The 18434-nt window shown below is 66.3% G+C and carries 14 protein-coding genes; 3 read left to right on the forward strand and 11 right to left on the reverse strand.

Annotation, left to right across the window (positions count from 1 at the left end; genetic code table 11):
* Window positions 1-236: 236 nt before the first annotated feature.
* From DSM104443_RS11385 to DSM104443_RS11410, 6 genes are all read right to left on the reverse strand, one after another.
* Complete coding sequence (locus tag DSM104443_RS11385) at window positions 237-1289, reverse strand: carbohydrate ABC transporter permease (protein WP_171092306.1); 1053 nt, start codon at window positions 1287-1289, stop codon at window positions 237-239.
* The gene (locus DSM104443_RS11390) at window positions 1282-2286 is read right to left on the reverse strand and encodes a carbohydrate ABC transporter permease (protein ID WP_212756623.1); all 1005 of its coding nucleotides are present in this window, start codon (window positions 2284-2286) and stop codon (window positions 1282-1284) included. Before DSM104443_RS11390 ends, DSM104443_RS11385 begins: the two co-directional genes overlap by 8 nt.
* A gap of 5 nt (window positions 2287-2291) precedes the next feature.
* Complete coding sequence (locus tag DSM104443_RS11395; protein ID WP_212756624.1) at window positions 2292-3551, reverse strand: ABC transporter substrate-binding protein; 1260 nt, start codon at window positions 3549-3551, stop codon at window positions 2292-2294.
* Window positions 3548-4633: a LacI family DNA-binding transcriptional regulator gene (locus tag DSM104443_RS11400; RefSeq protein ID WP_246232172.1), complete on the reverse strand. Its 1086-nt coding sequence runs from the start codon at window positions 4631-4633 to the stop codon at window positions 3548-3550. The genes DSM104443_RS11395 and DSM104443_RS11400 overlap by 4 nt, the downstream gene beginning before the upstream one ends.
* A gap of 124 nt (window positions 4634-4757) precedes the next feature.
* Entirely contained in the window at window positions 4758-7835 is a 3078-nt protein-coding gene (locus tag DSM104443_RS11405) for a TonB-dependent receptor (RefSeq protein WP_171092308.1), read from the reverse strand.
* Window positions 7836-7972: 137 nt separating this feature from the next.
* Window positions 7973-10150: an alpha-glucuronidase family glycosyl hydrolase gene (locus tag DSM104443_RS11410; protein WP_171092310.1), complete on the reverse strand. Its 2178-nt coding sequence runs from the start codon at window positions 10148-10150 to the stop codon at window positions 7973-7975.
* Window positions 10151-10219: 69 nt separating this feature from the next.
* Here DSM104443_RS11410 and DSM104443_RS21795 point away from each other — a divergent pair, with 69 nt between their 5' ends.
* The 3 genes from DSM104443_RS21795 to DSM104443_RS11425 are packed head-to-tail and all read left to right on the forward strand — an operon-like array spanning window position 10220 to window position 15323.
* Entirely contained in the window at window positions 10220-11800 is a 1581-nt protein-coding gene (locus DSM104443_RS21795) for a glycoside hydrolase family 3 N-terminal domain-containing protein (RefSeq protein WP_212756626.1), read from the forward strand.
* Window positions 11797-14160, forward strand: coding sequence for a glycoside hydrolase family 3 N-terminal domain-containing protein (locus DSM104443_RS11420; RefSeq protein WP_171092312.1), 2364 nt, complete (start codon window positions 11797-11799; stop codon window positions 14158-14160). Before DSM104443_RS21795 ends, DSM104443_RS11420 begins: the two co-directional genes overlap by 4 nt.
* 2 nt (window positions 14161-14162) lie before the next feature.
* A complete protein-coding gene (locus DSM104443_RS11425; RefSeq protein ID WP_171092314.1) occupies window positions 14163-15323 on the forward strand; it encodes an endo-1,4-beta-xylanase in 1161 nt (386 codons plus the stop codon).
* Here the strand turns inward: DSM104443_RS11425 and DSM104443_RS11430 are convergent.
* The 5 genes from DSM104443_RS11430 to DSM104443_RS11450 are packed head-to-tail and all read right to left on the reverse strand — an operon-like array spanning window position 15320 to window position 18428.
* On the reverse strand, window positions 15320-16096 hold the full coding sequence (locus tag DSM104443_RS11430; RefSeq protein WP_171092316.1) for a hypothetical protein: 777 nt from the start codon (window positions 16094-16096) through the stop codon (window positions 15320-15322). The genes DSM104443_RS11425 and DSM104443_RS11430 overlap by 4 nt on opposite strands.
* Window positions 16093-16344, reverse strand: coding sequence for a hypothetical protein (locus tag DSM104443_RS11435; protein ID WP_171092318.1), 252 nt, complete (start codon window positions 16342-16344; stop codon window positions 16093-16095). The genes DSM104443_RS11430 and DSM104443_RS11435 overlap by 4 nt, the downstream gene beginning before the upstream one ends.
* 18 nt (window positions 16345-16362) lie before the next feature.
* A complete protein-coding gene (locus DSM104443_RS11440) occupies window positions 16363-17631 on the reverse strand; it encodes an FAD-dependent oxidoreductase (protein ID WP_171092321.1) in 1269 nt (422 codons plus the stop codon).
* A gap of 1 nt (window position 17632) precedes the next feature.
* The gene (gene arr / locus DSM104443_RS11445) at window positions 17633-18031 is read right to left on the reverse strand and encodes an NAD(+)--rifampin ADP-ribosyltransferase (RefSeq protein WP_171092323.1); all 399 of its coding nucleotides are present in this window, start codon (window positions 18029-18031) and stop codon (window positions 17633-17635) included.
* 1 nt (window position 18032) lies between these two features.
* Window positions 18033-18428: a carboxymuconolactone decarboxylase family protein gene (locus tag DSM104443_RS11450; protein WP_171092325.1), complete on the reverse strand. Its 396-nt coding sequence runs from the start codon at window positions 18426-18428 to the stop codon at window positions 18033-18035.
* Window positions 18429-18434: the final 6 nt, after the last annotated feature.

The following is an 18434-nucleotide window of genomic DNA, read 5'->3' on the forward strand; positions in this document are numbered from 1 at the left end:
AGTGGGACGAGCGGCTTCGAGACGAGCGCCCTTGGAACCGCCGATCCCGGCTTGGCGACCCTTGCGAAGACCTTCTCGAGTTCGGTTTGCCTTTATCTGTGTGAATCCGTGTTCATCTGTGTCCCTAACGCATTTCGCCCGTCCTTTGCTTTGATCGGCGGCAATCGGCGGGAAATCGGCGGGGATCGGCGGTTCCAACAACGCCCGCCACGTCGCCATCCGCGAAATCGTCGCTCTCATTTGATCCCCGTCGAGGCGATGCCGGTGGTGATGTAGCGCTGAAGGAAGATGAACGCGAGCGCCAGCGGCAGCGCGGTCAACGTCGTCATCGCGAGCAGCATGCCGTAGTGGATGCCGTTCTCGTCCGTGTAGCCGGCGAGCGCGATCTGCAGCGTCTGGGCGTGCGGCTCGGTGAGGATGATGAGCGGCAGCAGGAACTCGTTCCAGCGCGACATGATCGAGAAGATCGCCACCACGGCGAGCGCCGGCGTGGACAGCGGCACCACGAGCTTCCAATAGATGCGCCACTCGCTCGCGTGGTCCATGCGCGCGGCCTCGATCAGCTCCGTGGGCAGCGTCAGCATGTACTGGCGCAGCAGGAAGACCCCGGTGGGCGTGGAGATCACCGGCAGGATCACGCCCCACGGATTGTTGGTGAGGCCGAGCTCGGAGACGATGAGGTAGATCGGCACCAGGACCACCGTCGCCGGGATCATGAGCGTCGCAAGAATGATCAGCAGCGCCACGTTGCTGCCCGGGAAGCGGTAGATCGACAGCGCGAAGGCCGCCATGGAGTTCATCACCAGCGTGATGACCGTGGCCATCACGGTGATGAAGAACGTGTTGTAGATGGACGACCCGATGCGGCTTCCCGCGGAATCGAGGAGCTGCGTGTAATTCTCGGTGGCGAGGTGGTACTGGCGGATCGGCTCGGCGCGGTCCGCGGGCACCGTGATGCGTCCGGTTTCGGGATGAGCCGGGTCGACCATCACCGCCTCGATGCCGACGCGCCGGACCTGCGCCAGCGTCACCACGCTGCCGTCTTCGCGCGTCACGCGGAAGAGGGTCAGCGGCCGGGGATAGCCGGGGACCTTCACCGACTCGAACGATTTCGGCAGCAGCGTGGGCGGGAATTCCGTGAGGTTGCCCTCGCCCTTGAACGACGAGATCACCACCCACAGCACCGGGGCCAGCATGACGATCGCGCCCAGGCCCAGGTAGCCGTACGTGAGCCAGTCGGTCCAATCCGCACGGATGCCGCCGCGCTTGCGCGTGAAGAAGCTAAGCATCTCGCCCTCCCCGCGACAGGCGCATCTGCAGCGCGGTGAACCCGAAGAGGACCAATCCCAGCAGCAGCGACGCGGCCGCCGCCAGCCCGTAGTTGCGCGGCATCACCGCGAAGCCCGTCTCGTAGATGTAGTGGACGATCATCTTCGTGGCCGAGCCCGGCCCGCCGCCGGTGAGCACGTAGATCTCGTCGAAGGTCTGCACGGCACGGATCACCGCGAGGATGAACACCACCAGCAGCACGGGCTTCAGCAGCGGCAGCGTGATCCGCGTGAACACCCGCCACGGCGAGGCGCGGTCCATCTTCGCGGCCTCGTAGAGATCGGCCGGGATGCTTTGCAGCCCCGCCAGCAGGATCACCATATAGAAGCCCATGTGAGCCCACACGGTGACGAAGATCGACCACTTAAAAGCACGCGACGGCTCGGTGAGCCAGCTCACCGCAGGCATTCCCGCCCCCGCGAGCAGCCCGTTCAGCGCGCCGTCGCGCTGCAGCAGCCACACCCACGTCATCGCCACCACGACCGGCGAGAGCATCACCGGGAAGAAGAAGATGCCGCGGAAGAAGCCGCGCGCGCGGATGCGGCGATTCAACGCGATCGCGGTGGCGAGCGCCACGCCGATCATGATCGTCACCTGCAGCGGCACGAACCACATCGAGTTCCTCACCGCCCGCCAGAAGAGGTCGCGCGTGCAGGTGGACGGATCGAGGTAGTTGTCGCAGGCGAGCAGCGTCTCGTAGTTGAAGAGGCCCACGAAGTGGCGCTGCGTCGGGTAGAGGCTCTCCCCGCCCGTCATCGAGTAGACGACGTTCACCAGCACCGGCAACAGCGAGAACACGGCGATGATGATGAGGTTGGGTGCGAGGAACACCCACGGCAGGCGCTTCATCCCGAGCACGCGCTGCAGGAAGACCATCGCGGGCTCGAGCGCGCGCGCCGGGACCGCCGCCACCGCGCCCAGGACTGCCTTTGCCCGATCCTCGAGTCCCGGGGCCATGGCCGTCACATCCTCGTGACCTGGACGGCGAGATCGACGTCCTTCTTGATGAAGGCGGCCGCGGTGTCGATGTCGAGCTCGTTGTTCAGGACCTGGCTGATGCGCGTGGTCATGGCGTTCATCGCCGCGCGCTGGAAGCGCCAGCCCTGGAAGGCGTAGGCGGCCGGCGGGATGTTGGTCGAGACCTGGCGCGTGTAGCTCGCGAGCGCCTCGCGCACGCGCTCCGAGGCGTTGGGATAGGCCACGCCCGTCCTCACCAGCGTTGCGGCGATGGGAATGTTCGCGCCGCGGGCCAGCTGCTCGCGCATGACGTCCTCGCGCGCGGCGAAGGCGAGGAAGCGCCCGACCAGCTTCGGCGCCTTCGAATGCTTGAAGCCGACCACGGCTCCCCCGCCCGGCATGAGCGCGCAGGACGACGTGCCGCAGGGCGCGTCGATCACGGCCCAGTCGAAGAGATCGCCGACCTCCTTGTTCATGCGTTCGAGCTGCCACGAGCCGCCGAAGTAGAGGACGACCTTGGCGTTCATGAAGTCCTGGAAATTGTCGCGGTGCGTGGCGCCGCCGACCGCGCCCCAGAGATCCATCGGCAATGTGCCGTCGCGGTGCCAGCCGACGAACTTGCGCATGGCGGTCTTGAGCCCCTCGTCCACGACGAAGTTGCCGCGTGCATCGACCAACCGGGCCCCGTAGCTGATGGCGATGCTGGCGAAGCGGTGCGCGGATCGATCGACCTCCATCGCCATCGGGGTGTTCGTCGCCTTCGCGACCTTCCGGCACGCCGCGGCCCAGTCGTCCCACGTAGCACCCGGGGGCGGCAGCTCGACGCGCGCCTGCCGGAAGAGCGTGAGGTTCACGTACGCGCCGTTCATCGTGATCGCCGAGGACATGCCGTTGATCGCGTCGGGGCGCGAATCGGTGCCGCGAAGCATCGGCAGCATCACGCCGAATTCGCGCTCGAAGTACGCCGCGTCCACGTAGGGGCGCACGTCGAGGTAGTACTTCGAGAGGCCGTTCCAGTCTCCCACGATGGAAATGTCGGGCCCGCGTCCGGAAGCGAGCTGCACCGGCAGGCTCTCGAGGATGGACTGGTAGGAGACGAGGCGGAAGTGGACCTTGTCGCCCGGGTTCTCCCGGTTGAACCGATCGACGGTGAAGCCGACGTAGGTGTTGATCGCCTGGACGACGATCTCCTCCGCACGGGCAGCGCCCACCATCGAGACAGCGATCGCCAGGGCGATGGCGGATCCGCGGAAGCGAAAGGTCACGACTGGCTCACGATCCTCACGGGCGGGCGCAGGCGTGGCGCCGCGTCCGACTGGCGGCGGATCAGCGCGAAGTCCATGACGAATTGCTCGGGCTTGATGATCTCCTTGGCCCGGCGTGCGCGGATCTGGCGCACGAGGATATCCACCGCCGTGGCCGCCATGTCCGTGATCGGCTGGCGAACCGTGGTGAGCTCGGGCCAGATCGTGGTGGCGAGCGCGGCATCGTCGAAGCCGGCTACGGTGAGGTCGCCCGGCACGTCGAGGTGCAGGCGGTGGGCGATGGCCACGGTGGCCGCCGCCATGTCGTCGTTCGAGGCGAAGATCGCCGAGGGGCGCGGGTCGACGTTCAGCAGCACTTCGGCCGCGTCGAGGCCCGAGCGGTAGTTGAACATGCCCTTGGCCACGAGTTCCTCGGGAACGCCCAGGCCTGCTTCGGCCATGGCCGCGCGGAAGCCCGCCATGCGGCGCTCGCTCGCGGTCTGGTTCGGAGCGCCGGTGATGAATCCGATGCGCAGGTGGCCCAGCGAGACCAGGTGGCGCGTCATGTCGTACGCGGCGCGGTAGTCGTCGATGCTGACCGCGTTGATGCGCTTGTCCGGAGCGCCGCTCGCCACCGCGACCGAGGGCGTGGCGGTGTCGGACACGAGGCTCAGCAGTGGAGCGGAATCGCACAGCGGCGGCGGCAGGATCAGCCCGTCGATGCCGTTGGTGATGAGGTCGCGGGCGGCGGCTTCCTCGTGGTCGCCCGCCTCGCACTTCTCCACGACGAGCTGGATGTGCATCAGGCTCGCCTTGTTCAGCAGGCCCACCAGGAATTCCGAGAGGTAGCCCGCGGACGGGTTGCTGTAGAGCACGCCGATGCGGATGAGCTCGGAGCCGGCCAGGCGGCGTGCCGCCGGGTTGGGGACGTAGTTCAGCGACGCGATCGCCTCGCGGACGCGCTCGCGGGTGCTCTCGCGCACGTTCTGCTCGCCGTTCACGACGCGAGAGACGGTCATCGGCGAGACGCCCGCTTGCGCGGCGACATCGGCGATGGTGGCGACGTTCTTGCCCCGTCCGGCCCTGGTCCTTGCTGCTCTCACCGCGTTCTACCCTTTTTCATGTGATCAATATGTACCGCTAACAAGCGACAAGGGCAACCGATTGCGGCTCGGTTGCCCTCGTCGCGCCAGCACACTCTTTACCGGGCGTTACCGGGCGGGGGCCCTAGAACTTGAAGCGCGCCCCGACGATGTACGTCCGGCCCGGGTCATACAGCGTGAACGTCGCGTTCGGGAACTGGAAGTACGTGCGCTGCGACTGGCGCGTCACGTTCTGGACGTCGAACGTGATCTGCGGCCAGAAGTTGCTCGTCTTGCCCAGCACATCTCCCAGGTCCACGGCCGACGACAGGTCCACCTGCTTGTAGTCGTCCACGAACAGCGCCGCATTCGTGATGCCGTTCTGGTTGGCGGTGGCGACCTGGCTGCCTTCCTGGAACGTCTGCGAGATGCGGAACATGAAGCCGTGGTTCTCGTAGTACGCGGTGAGGTTGTACGTCTTCTCCGGCACGCCGAGGGCCACCGCGCCGGAAACCCCGCCGCTCGTGGTCTGCTTGATCCGCGTGTAGTTCGCGCTGAAGCCGAACCCCTCGATCGGCAGGATCCGGTCGAGCGGCTGCACCCACGAGAGCTCGACGCCCTTCACCTTCAGGTAGCCCTCCGCGTTCACCGACTGCGTGATCACCACGGTGGCGGCATCCGGCCCGCCGCGCGCCGTGATCGCCGCTTGCTGCGTCGGCGAGAGCGAGTCGTAGTTGATGCCGAAGGCCGCGAGCGCGTTGAACGGCAGCGTGGTGTTGGCGTTGGTCGTGAAGCCCTTGATGCGCTTGTAGAACGGCGTGGCGCTCACGTAGCCCGAACCGCCCGTGTACCACTCGAGCCCGAGGTCGAGGTTGTCCGAGAGGTACGGCTTGAGAGCCGGGTTGCCCAGCGTGCCGACGTCGGCCGACGGCGAGCTGAAGTTGATCGAGGGACGGATCGCGTTCGGGTCGGCGCGGGTCATCGTGCGCGAGGCGCTGGTACGGAGCACGACGTCCTTCGTGAGGTTCAAGGCCGCGGAGGCCGACGGCAACGTGTTGTTGTACGTCGTCTCCAGGTACACGAAGTTGTCGATGTTCGGGTACTTGCCGCCGTTCTGCAGCAGCGGGACGACGGCGTTGCGCGGATCGGCGATGGAGATGAAGCCGCCCACCGTCTGCTCCGTGCGGACGTAGCGCAGGCCCGCGTTGTACTTGAGCGCCATGCCCCACGGATCGGCCATGCCGTTGATCTCGGTGTAGAACGCCGTGGCCTTCTCGTTGATGAACCCGGCGCTGGCGCCGGTGTTCGACGAGCCGACTTCCGGAGCCGAGTTCACGAAATCGCCGTAGCGCGAGTCGGTGGCGAAGCGGTTCCAGTCCACCGTGATGAAGCCGGCCGGGCCGGGCGACAGGTAGCTCGCCAGGTTGGCCAGCGGGATCAGCGAGCCGCGGTACGTGAGCGAGGCCGGAGAGCCCTGCCCCGCCGTGTAGCCCGTGCCGAAGCCCGGATACAGCGCGGCGGCGGTGGCACCCGGCGTGTTGGCGCCGTTGCAAGCCGGGCCGCCGTTCGGGCCGAGGACGAAGGTGCTGGGATTGTTGCCGCACGTCGCCGCCTGCCAGGCGCCGGAGTTGTCCTTCGCCCGGATGCTGCGCTCGATCTCGTCGTAGGCGAGGCCGCCGTGCACGTTGAAGCGCTTGTCGCCCCACGTGAGGTTGATGCGGCCGCCCTTGGTCTCGGTCTCGCGGAACTCCTCCTGCTGGTTCACGCGCCCGCCGTCCCAGACGAAGTTCGCCGGATTGTTCAGGTCCACGTTGCTGGAGATGGTGGGCCGCTCGCCGTTGGTGAAGTTCACCGTGACGCCGGAGCTGCCGCGCGTGATCGGAAGGACCGTCGGCGACTCGCGGTGGAACTCGCTCTTGGTGTAGTTCAGCATCCCGTCGAGCTTGAGATCCTTCCCGATCTTCCACTCCATGCCGGGGTTGATGCCGTAGAGCTTCACGTCCTCGATGTACGGGCGGTATTCGAGGAAGAACTGCGCGTTGGCGAAGGTGCCCGACTGGACCACGCAGCCATTCGTGCAGTCCGTCTGGTCGACCGTCATGTTGAGCGGGATGACGGCCCCGTTGCGCCCGACCCAGTTCATGTCGATGCGCTTCATGTCGTTCTTCTTCTTCGCGTCCAGCGCGTCCACGTAGAAGTACAGGTCCGCGTTGGGACGCCACTCGAGGCTCACCACGCCGCTGTAGCGGTTCTTGGTGCCGGACTCGTCCATGTCACGGCCGAGGCGCGGAATGATCGCGTTGTCGATCTGCGTGATGTTCAGGCCCGGGTTGTGCGCGAGCAGGAAGGCCTGGTCGATCGCGGCGCCCGGCGTGAGGCCGTTGCCCGCGTTGGCCGGGACGACGTTCGGGATCGAGAAGTTGCCGCCGCCGGTGTTGTTGCGCGTGGCGAGCGTGTTCTGCGCGGCCGTGAGGTTCGGGTTGGTCCAGCCGATGGTCTCGAAGCCGGTGGTGCGGATCTTGTTCTGGCCCCAGGCGAAGCCGCCCAAGATGCCGAACGTATCGCCCCAGGTCTGGCTGGCGACGATCGCGCCCTTGTTGCCCCACTTGTCGGCCACGCTGTTCTCGACACCCGACACCGAAACGGTGACGTGCCGGCCGGGGTTGTCGAACGCGCGTGCGGTGCGCATGTCGACCACGCCCGCGGCTCCGCCTTCGGTCATCGCCGAAGTCGGGCTCTTGTACACGCTCAAGCGCGAGAAGAGCTCCGTCGGGAGCATGTCCAGGTCGACTTCGCGGTTGGTGTTCTGGTTGTCGGTGCGGCCCGAGGAAGCCACTGCGATGGGCGCGCCGTTCAACAGGATCTTCGTGAAGCTCGTGCCGAGGCCGCGGATCTGGATGTTCAGGCCCTCGCCGGTGATCTCCCGGCTGATCAGCACGCCGGGGATGCGGTTCAGCGATTCGGCGATGTTGGCGTCCGGGAACTTGCCGATGTCCTCGGCGAAGACCGAGTCCTGGAAGCCCGTGGCATCGCGCTTGTCACGCGTGGAGGATTCCACGCTCGCACGAAAACCGGTGACGGTGATGGTTTCGATCTTGGTGGGATCTGCCGGAGGCGTTTGTGCATACGCCTGCGAAATCATGCCCGCGAGGGCGGTCATAGCAAACAATGCACGGCCGCCGTGGAGCGCGCGGACGTGCGACTTCCTGGGATTCTTCTGCATTGTGATTCCTCCTGGGCGGGCTTCCGGCGCCACTCTTTGGTGGCATTCGCTTCAACTTATCACCTGAATTGGTAGCGTGACCATTTCAGTGTAGGCAGGTCCTAAATCCCGTGTCAACGGGGGGTCTCGGGTTTTCCCTAATACGGCTGGGCCCGGCCGGGCGCCCACGGAGTGCGGCGGGACTTGTATTGCTCGAGGGTGAGCGGCGGTGCGGCGTGACCTTTCGGCAGGGGCAATCCCGAGACCGAACGGAAGTAGGCGACCGAGGCATCGCGCCACCATTTCGCTTCCTGTTCCTGGATCAGCAGGAATTCGCGCACCTCGCGATGGCGGCGCGGGTCGATCACGTTCTTGAGTCGATCCCAGCGCTTGCGAAGGTCCCCTGCCCCGGCCACGCCGCGGTCGTAGCGCGCGATCAGCTCATCCCACAAGGAGCGCCCCGACGGCATCCTGAAATCCCACGGCAAGTGGTGGAACCACAACAGGAATTGATCCGACGTCGTCTTCGGATCGGCCCACTGCCGGGCGACATCCGGCGCGTATTGCTCGAGCGCATTGCTGCCCTTGGGCGTGCGGTCGAAGCCGATGCCCTTCCGGTCGGCCTGGTGGTAGTAGGTCGGGTTCCATTCGGGACGGCGCAGCTCCGACACCCAGGGCCCCGGTCCGTAGTGATGCCCCGTGTCCATGAGGTGATGCAGGCCCAGCGGGTTCATGTAGTCGACCACGGCCTCGCGCGACCGCATCATCATCTCGACGATCGCCTCGGTGGACTTGCGGTCGGTGGAGAACGTGAGCGCCGCCCAGTCGCGCGCGATGTCGCGCGACGACGCATGCGGATCCCAGGCGAGCCGGCCGAACATGTACCAGTTGGCGGCGTCGAAATGCGAGCCACTCCACGTGCGGGAGCTGCCGATGTTGGCGACCCCGGCCATCGCGGTGAGCTTGTTGCCATCGAGGCTCCCGTCGATCACCTTCGCGACCGTCGAGCCTTTGCGCGGGCGTCCCGTGTCGGCCTGCAGGACCTCCTCGTACATCGGGCCGAGGTACGCGAGGTGGGTCGCGAAGCCGAGGTACTCCTTGGTGATCTGGAACTCCATCGCGAGCGGCGTCTTCGGCATCGCGCCGAAGAGCGGATGGAAAGGCTCGCGCGGCTGGAAGTCGATGGGACCGTTCTTCACCTGCACGATCACGTTCTTCGCGAACGTCCCGTCGAGGGGGACGAACTCCGTGTATGCCTGCTTGGCGCGGTCCTCCTCGTCGAACTGCGAGTAGACGAAGGCTCTCCAGAAGACGAGGCCGCCATGCGGCGCCACCGCCTCGGCGAGGAGGTTCGCTCCCTCCGCGTGGCTGCGCTTGTAGTCCTGCGGCCCGGGCTGGCCCTCGGAGTTCGCCTTGACGAGGAAGCCGCCGAAATCGGGGATTACCTTGTAGATCTCGGCCGCTTTGTCCTTCCACCATTTGCGCACGGCCGGGTCGAGCGGATCCGCAGTGGCCGTCTGCTTCAGCTCCATCGGAGCCGACCAACGCACCGAGAGATAGACGCGAATGCCGTAGGGCCGGAACACGTCGGCCAGCGCTGCCGCCTTCGCGATCCAGGGCGCGGTCATCATCTCGGCCTTCGAGTTGACGTTGTTCAGCACCGTGCCGTTGATGCCGATCGAGGCGTTGGCCCGGGCGTAGTCGACGTAGCGCGCGTCCTTCACGTCCGGCAGGTGGTGCCACTCCCAGATCGACTCACCCGCGTAGCCGCGCTCGATGGTGCGGTCGAGGTTGTCCCAATGGTTGAGCATTCGCAGCGCGACCTTCGGTGCCGAGCGCACGTCGATCTTCGCGAGATCCACGCCAGTCCGCATGGCCGCCAGCAGCGCGAACGTGCCATAGAGGAGCCCCACATCCGAGTTGGCCGCGACCAGCGTCACGGCATGGCCGCGCACCTTGGTCGCGCGCAACAAATACCCTTCCTGCCCGAGGGATGCGAGGTCGAGATCGAGCTTCGCGATGGCCGGCAGCGAAGCGGGCGTGGCGAGCACGATGGCGCCTTTGCGGATCTCGCGCGCCAGCTCGGGGGGCCGGCCGACGAGGCCGGAGAGGCCGCGATGCAGCTCGGCGACCGCGGCAAGCGCCGTCAACGAAGGCCCCGCGGGTGCCACGATGACCTTCGCGTGGGCCAGGACGCGCGTGCGCTGTGCGCCTTCCAACGCCCGGTAGCGAAGCCACAATTCGTATCCATCTTCCTCGAATCCCCAGGCGGGATTCAGGGGCAACGCAACCATCAAGGGCGCGAGCGCCCGCAATATCGTTTGCGGCTTATTCATTCGATTCATCTTGCCCGAGCCTCCTACCCGGTGCCAGAATGGTAACGCTACCTCTCTCGGGAAAGCCAGATGTCCGCCACGAACAATGCGTCCAAGAACGCAGCGTGGCTCGCCGCCGCGGTGCTTTTCGCGTGTGTCACGAGCCCGTTTGCCGCAACACCGGGCCCTGCATGCGACGGCATCGATGCCGCCCTGCCCCAGCCTCTCGCGCTCGCTTCGTCCTGGGATCCCGCGCTGGTTCGCGAGGTCCATTCGCTCGCGGCACAGCAGGCTCGTTCCCGGGGTTGTGCCCTCGTGCTCGCTCCCACGCTCGATGTCGTGCGCGATGCACGGCGCGGCGTCGCGGAGCGCACGTTCGGTGAAGATCCTTATCTCGTCGGTGAGATGGGTGTGGCTGCGATCGAAGGTTTGCAAGGACGAGGTGCCACGCCCGGCGCCGGCAAGGTGACATCGGCCGCGATGCATCTCGCGGGTCCGCCTCTTCCGGGCGACGGAAGCGAGGTCGGACCGGTGCCGGTCGCGGAGCGCGAGCTGCGCGAGATCTACTTCCCGCCCTTCGAAGCCGCCATTGCCCGCGCCAACCTGCGTGCGATCGTGGTTTCCCGCAACGAGCTGGACAGCCTCCCGTCGCTCGCGAATCCGTGGCTGCTGAAGGATGTCGTGCGCGGTGAGTGGAAGTACACGGGCGCCCTGCTCGCAGGCTCCGACGCCATCACGGACTTGCATGCGATCCACGGCGTGGCCGCGAATGCGGACGCCGCGTCCCGGATCGCGAGCGATGCCGGAATCGAGACGCTCGATCGCCCCTCCTCCACGGAGGCCGCTCCGCTCAATGCATCCGCCCGCGCGCTTGCACTCAAGGCCGCGCAACGCTCGATCGTGCTACTGAAGAACGACGGCACGCTTCCGGCCGCTGCTGCCGCGAACGTCCTCGTGCTCCGCATCGGTGACGGTGACGCAGCCGCGCAGCAATCGCGCGTCGATGCCGCGAAGACCACCGGCCGCCCCGTCGTCGTGGTGCTCACCTCGCCGCGCTCCCCGCTCACCGTGAAGATGTCGGAGCAGGCCAACGCCATCCTCGCCGCGTGGAACCTGGGCGAGCGCTCCGACGATGCGATCGCCGACGTGGTGTCGGGCCGCGTGAACCCCGGCGGCAAGCTTCCGCTGACGCTATCGCGCAATGCCGGCCAGATGCCGGCCTTCTATAACGTGAAGCCCTCGGCCCGGCGCGGCTACCTCTTCGACACGACCGATCCTCTCTATACGTTCGGCTCCGGCCTCGGCTATTCCACCTTCACGCTGGGTGCGCCTCGCCTATCCGCAGCGACGATGGACGCGAAGGGCTCCATCGTCGTGTCGGTGGACGTGCGCAATACCGGCAAGTTGGCGGGCGACGAGACGGTGCAGCTTTATATCCGCGACAAGGTGAGCTCCGTGACGCGGCCCGTGCTGGAACTGAAAGGCTTCCAGAGGATCGCGCTCAAGCCCGCGGAAGCGCGCACCGTCACCTTCAAGGTCGATGCGCGCAGCCTCGAGATGTGGAACGAGAAGATGCAGCGCGTCGTCGAGCCCGGAGACTTCGAGATCATGACCGGCAACAGCTCCAGTCAATTGCAGTCCGCGACGCTCACCGTGAGGGCCGCGCCATGAAGAACGGTCGCCGCGATGCGCTCAAGTCTCTCGCCGGATTGACCGCGTATGCCGGAGCCTCGGCCTCGCTGCCAGCGGTTGCGGCCGCGGGCGATCCTCCTCCGTACAAGAACCCGGCACTCTCCGTGGAGCAGCGCGTGCGCGACCTGCTGCCGCGCATGACGCTCGAGGAGAAAGTGGCGCAGATGATCGCGCTCTGGTTCACCAAGACGGATGTCACCGACGAGAAAGGCGACTTCTCGCCCGCGAAGGCGAGCAAGGCGTACCCCGCGAGCTTCGGCCAGGTCACGCGTCCTTCGGATCGCCGTGGAGCGCCCACGGTGCCGGGCAAGCGCTGGCGCGATCCCGCATCGACGGTGAAGCTGGTCAATGACACGCAGCGCTGGGCGCTCGAGCAGACGCGCCTGGGCATCCCGGTGATCTTCCACGAGGAATCCCTGCACGGGTACATGGCGCCGGAGGCGACCAACTTCCCGGTGCCGATCGCGCTCGCCGGCAGCTTCGACGCCGCGCTCGTCCGCGAGGTGCAGTCGGTCATTGGCCGCGAGATGCGCGCGCACGGCTCGCACCTGGCGCTCTCGCCCGTGGTCGACATCGCGCGCGATCCGCGCTGGGGCCGCATCGAGGAGACCTTCGGCGAAGATCCGTATCTGTGCAGCGAGATGGGTGTCGCCTCGGTGCTGGGCCTTCAAGGCGAGGGCCGCACGCTGGGGCCGGGCAAGGTCTTTGCGACGCTGAAGCACATGACCGGCCACGGGCAGCCGCAGGCGGGCGCGAACGTGGGGCCGGCGCCGATCGCGATGCGCGAGCTTCGCGAGAGCTTCTTCCCGCCGTTCCGCGAGGTGGTCGAGCGCACCGGCATCAGCTCGCTCATGCCGTCGTACAACGAGATCGACGGCGTCGCCTCGCACGCCAACAAATGGCTGCTGGGCGACCTGCTGCGCGGCGAATGGAAGTTCGACGGCGTCGTGGTCAGCGACTACAACGCGGTCGAGCAGCTGGACACGCTGCACCACGTGGTGCCCGACCTGCCTTCGGCCGGCATCCGCACGCTCGAGGCCGGCGTGGACAGCGAGCTTCCCGACGGCGCTGCGTTCCGGGGCCTCGCGGCGCTGGTTCGCTCCGGGCGCGTGCCCGAGAGCGCCATCGACGCGGCCTGCGCGCGGATGCTTTCACTCAAGTTCCGCGCGGGGCTCTTCGAGAACCCGTATGCGAAGGCGGAGGAAGCGATCGCGCTCAACTCCAATGCCGAGGCTCGCGCGTTGGCACTCCGCGCCGCGCACCGCTCCATTTGCCTGTTGAAGAACGACGGCACGTTGCCCCTCGCCCCCGGTGCCCACAAGCGCGTGGCGGTGATCGGCCCCAACGCCGGCATCGCGCGCCTCGGTGGCTATTCGGGCGAACCGCTGCACAACATTTCGCTGCTGGACGGCGTGAAGGCGAAGCTCGCGGGCAAGGCCGAGGCCGTGTTCGCGCAGGGCGTCTTCATCACGAAGAGCGAGGACCGCAGCTCCGACGAGGTGCTGCTGGCCGATCCCGCGCGCAACCGCCAGTTGATCGCCGAGGCGGTGGCGGTCGCGAAGACTTGCGACGTGATCCTGCTCTCCATCGGCGACACGGAGCAGACGAGCCGCGAAGGCTTCGCCAAGAACCATCTTGGAGACCGCACGAGCCTGGACCTGGTCGGCGAGCAGAACGAACTCGTGGACGCGCTCGCGAAGCTCGGCAAGCCGCTGGTGATCGTCGCGCAGAACGGGCGGCCGCCGAGCTTCCCCAATGCCATCGCCAAGTGCAACGCGCTGCTGGAGTGCTGGTACGTCGGCCAGGAAGGCGGCACGGCGATGGCCGATGCGATCTTCGGAGATATCAATCCGGGCGCCAAGCTCGCGGTCACGGTGGCGCGCGACGTGGGCCAGGTGCCGATCTACTACAACGCCCGGCCCTCGGCCCGCGTGGGTGGCCGCGATCCCGTTCCGCTCTACCCGTTCGGCTACGGTCTCAGCTACACCACGTTCGAGGTCGGCAAGCCGCGCCTGTCCGCGAGCTCGATCGCCCGCGGTGCCAACGTCACGGTCGAAGTCGACGTCCGCAACACGGGCTCACGCGCCGGGGACGAAGTGGTGCAGGTCTACGTGCACGATCGCGTGGCCACGGTCGCGCGCGCCGCGAAGCAACTCCGGGGCTTCGAGCGAGTGACGCTGGCACCTGGAGAACGCAAGACCGTGCGCATCCCGCTCGGCCCGAAAGCCTTCCGGCTCTGGAACGCCCAGATGAAGGAAGTGATCGAGCCCGGCACGTTCGACATCCTCGTGGGATCCAATTCCCGCGACCTCCAATCCGTCGCCCTCGAGATCACCTGACCATGTCCGAACCCCGCTCCCCTTCCCGCCGCGACTTCTCCAAGGCTTTGCTCGGCGCCAGTCTCGGCACGCTCGCCCCCCTGGGCTCCGCGCTCGCCACCCCCGCTCCCGGTTCGCTCGACGCGATCGCCCGCGCCAAGGGCCTGCGCGTCGGCAACGCGATGGGCCGCGGCACGACGGGACCGCGTGCCAACGTCCGCTTCGAGGATCCCGCTTATCGCGCGCTGATGGCCCGCGAATGCAGCCTGTTCGTCGCGGAGAACGAGACCAAGTGGCAGCACCTCCAGCCACGCCCGGATACGTTCCGTCCGGAAGCCTCCGACGAGATGTTCGCGTGGGCGAAGAAGGAAGGCATGGCGATCCGCGGCCACTGCCTCGTGTGGCAAACGCCGCGGTGGCTGCCCGACTGGGTCAACAAGCATGACTATGGCGCCAACCCGAAGGCCGAGGCCGAGCGGATCCTGCGCACGCACATCTCGCAGACCTGCAAGCACTTCAGCCGTGACGTCTACAGCTGGGACGTCGTGAACGAGGCCATCGACCCCGTCACGGGCGATCACCGCGTGAACGTACTGAACAGCAAGCTTGGCAATGTGGAGCAGATCGATCTCTGCTTCCGCCTCGCCAAGGAGCACGCGCCGAACGCGAAGCTGGTCTACAACGACTACATGCGCTGGGACGAGCGCAGCGCCAAGCATCGCTCCGGAGTCCTGCAGCTTCTGCGCGACCTTCGCAAGCGCGGCACGCCGATCGACGCGCTGGGCCTGCAGGGCCACATCGGCTACTGGCCCGACAACGAAGCCACCGGTTTGGGCGGCCCCGCCCAATGGCGCAAGTTCCTGGACGAAGCGACCGCGATGGACCTGGACCTGCTGATCACGGAGTTCGACGTCTCCGACAAGGGCCTGCCGACCGAGGTGCCCGCGCGCGACGCGCAAGTAGCGGCGATCGCGAAGGAGTTCCTCGACGTCACGCTGTCGTACACGCGGCTGCGGGAGTTCCTCTTCTGGGGGATGGCGAATCGCCAGAGCTGGCTGCAGGAGTGGATCCCGCGCGCGGACAAGACGATGGTGCGGGGATGTCCGTTCGACGAGAAGCTCCAGCCCACACCGCTGTACACAGCCCTCGCCGACGCCTTCCGGGCGATGCCCCAGCGCACCTAGGGAAGGAAGACGCCCATCGAGCGGGTGCCCGCCGCGGCGGCCATGGCGTCGAGGTTCTGCTCGAGCTCCATGAATCCGGCGATCCGCTGGGCTCGCGCCGCACCGAAGCTGCGCTCGATCGCAGTCACCGACTTGTCCGCCGCCTTCGCATCCCCGAACTGGCGGAGCAACTGCGCTCTCAGGATCACGGCCTTCGCGGCCTGGAGCATCAATGCGTCGGTGTCGTGCGGGCACTCCGCGAGAACCTCCACCGACCGATCGAGGCACTTGAACAGCGCCCGCTTCTCGCCCCAGGAGAAAGACTGCACGAATCCGCGTTGGGCCACGAAGCGCGCGTATCCCTCCCCCAGGAGCGCGCGGGACTCGATCTCCACCAGCACGGGATCGTCGGACATCTCCCGCACCGGCAGGACGAGCCTGTAGCACTCGAGGGCTTCCGCGACCGCCTCGTCCGTGCCCAGGCTCTGCACGATGCAGGCCTTGGCCAGCAGGGAATCGGCGAGCAGCCGCCGCGACTCGAGGTCTGCCGGCGGCGAGTTGCGCTCGATGACCTCGTCGTGGAGCGAGATCGCCTCGTCCTTCCTTCCCAGCTCGTCCAGCACGGCCGCCTTGCTGCACAAGGCGCGGTCCACGGCGGCCTTCTCCCCGGCATCGCGAGAGTTCCGGTAGTGCAGGATGACCTTGTCGCAAAGCGCGAGGGACTCATCGGCGGCCCCCTCGAGGTGGAGCCTCACCGCCTCTTCCGCCAGGGCTGGCGCAGCCGTCGCGGTCACGCGCGAAACTGGATCCAGAACAGGAAGCCCATCGCGGTGAGCATCACGAGCATCGCCAGCGCCACGAAGCTCACGCGCGCGGGACCATTGCTCGCCTCTCCATCCTTCATCATGCGGCGAGCCATCTCCGCCACGGCGAAGAAGACGACGGCCCCGATCAGCCAGCCCCACTTTTTCTCGCCCACCGCGATGGCCACGCACGCCACGCCCATGATGTAGAGCCAGGCTGTAAAGGTCGCTTTACCCATGCAATGTCACCCTCCCGGTCATTGGACACCCCGATCCTGTTGCCGCAATTTTGACGCGATGAGGAAGGGATCGCGTGGTTTCGCGGTACCCGCGACGAGCTCAGCAATGTGGCTACCGACCGCCGGTCCATGCTTGAATCCGTGCCCCGAACCGCATCCGACCACCCAGACGTTGTCGAGGCCCGGGTGCCGATCGATGACGAGGTCGCCGTTCGAGCTGTTCTCGTACTGACACACCCGCATTTCGCTCAATGGAGCCTTGGCCAGCGACGGGAATCGTCGGGCCAGGAAAGCGCGCGCCTCCTCTTCCCCGGCCGCGCTTGCACGGCGATCCACGGTATCGGGATTCGCCGGCGCTCCATGCGTATCGTTGGCCACCTTGAAGCCGCGGCCTTCCAGGCTTGGAAAGCCATAGAAAGGGAGGTCAGCCCAGATCGGAAGTGCACCGGTGGCGCCGGCATCCACCGAAAAGAAGAAGACCTCCTGCCGGGTGACGAACAGACGGTTCGCCATCGCATCGGGGCAGATTCGATCCAGCCAGGGGCCGCAAGCGAAAACGAACTGATCTGCATCGATCCGCTCGCCGCTCTTCGTCGTCACTGCGGCTAAGGCACCGTTCTCACCTTGTTCCCGCCTGATCGGCGATACCTCGCCGGACAGAAACGTGACGCCGTTGGCTTTCAGCTCCGAAGCCAGCGACTGCACTGCCCGCCGAGCCATCAGCGCACCGCCCGCCGGCTCGAGGAACCCGGCCTCGTCATTTGCCACGCGCATGACCGGGAACCGGCGCCTCAGCTCATCGGCCTGCAGCAACGTGAATGGAATGTTCTTCCGGGACAGCACGCGTGCGCTGGCTTGAACCAGTTCGCTCGGCTGCGTATGCACCCACAACACACCCGTCGGATGGAAGATGGGCAGTCCAGAGCGTGCGGAAAGAGCTTGCCATTCGCTGAGGGAGCGCCAGGCCCACTCCGAATAGATTTCCTTCCCGCCGTAACCGCAGCGAGTCACGCGGCTTTCTCCCCCGGACGAAGCACCGCTGTGCGCGGGGCCTACGGCCTCGACCACGGCCACTCGCCGACCCGCCATGTGGAGCTTGTAGGCCGTCCAGATTCCGAAGACTCCGGCTCCGACAACGACGACGTCGTAACTCTTGCGTGGGGCAGCTGCAAATGTCGTGCAACCGCTTGCGGCGGTGGCGACGGCCAACGCGCCGAGAGATTGCAGCACCTCTCGCCGGCCGCTGTTCCATTCAACGCTGTGCTGAGGGGATCGTTTGTTCTTCATCTCAGTCGTTGATGATCTCACCCATGCCGGTTTCGATGCGACGCCTGAGCTGGCGGATGAATTCCGGGTCGTAAGGCTCCCAGCTCTCCAGCTCTCCGATGACTTTCAGAGGCAACCTGCTTCGGTACGACCGTGTCGGATTACCCGGAAATTTCTTGTCCGTCACGTTCGGGTCGTTTTCGAATTGTCCAGTGGGTTCGACGATGTAGACCCTTGGCTTCCCGTCGCCCTTTGCTATTTCCGCGGCAAGTCCGGCGCCCTTTGCCAAGGCTGTGAAATAGATGTGGTTCATCACGACCGTGTCGCGATAGTTTGACCTGAAACCCGCCGTCAGGAACTCACCCACCTGCAGCTTCGCTTTTGTGCCGTGGAAAAATGGTCCGGAGTCCAACACCGCCATGTCAGGTGCCGACCGCAACACCGCGCTCTTGGAACACTTCGCGGGCAACGTTGAGCCCGTTTATGGCTGCCGGGAATCCGGCGTATACCGCCATTTGCAGGATGACCTCGATGATCTCCGGCGGCTGGCAACCGACATTGAGGGCGCCATGGATATGCACTTTCAGCTGCGGCGTCGCTGTACCCATGGCAGTCAAGGCCGCAATGGTGGCGAATTGGCGCGATCGCAAGTCCAAGCCTGGGCGTGACATCACATCCCCGTATGAGAAGGAAATGATCCACTCCGCCAAATCGGGGGCAATGTCCTTGAGGCTCTCTACAACGGCAGTACCTGTGCCGCCAGTAATAGCAGCCAAGGTGGACTCGCCAATTGCATGTCGTCTGTTCTCAGTGGTCAATCGTAG

The sequence above is a fragment of the Usitatibacter rugosus genome (assembly GCF_013003965.1).
Lineage (GTDB): Bacteria > Pseudomonadota > Gammaproteobacteria > Burkholderiales > Usitatibacteraceae > Usitatibacter > Usitatibacter rugosus.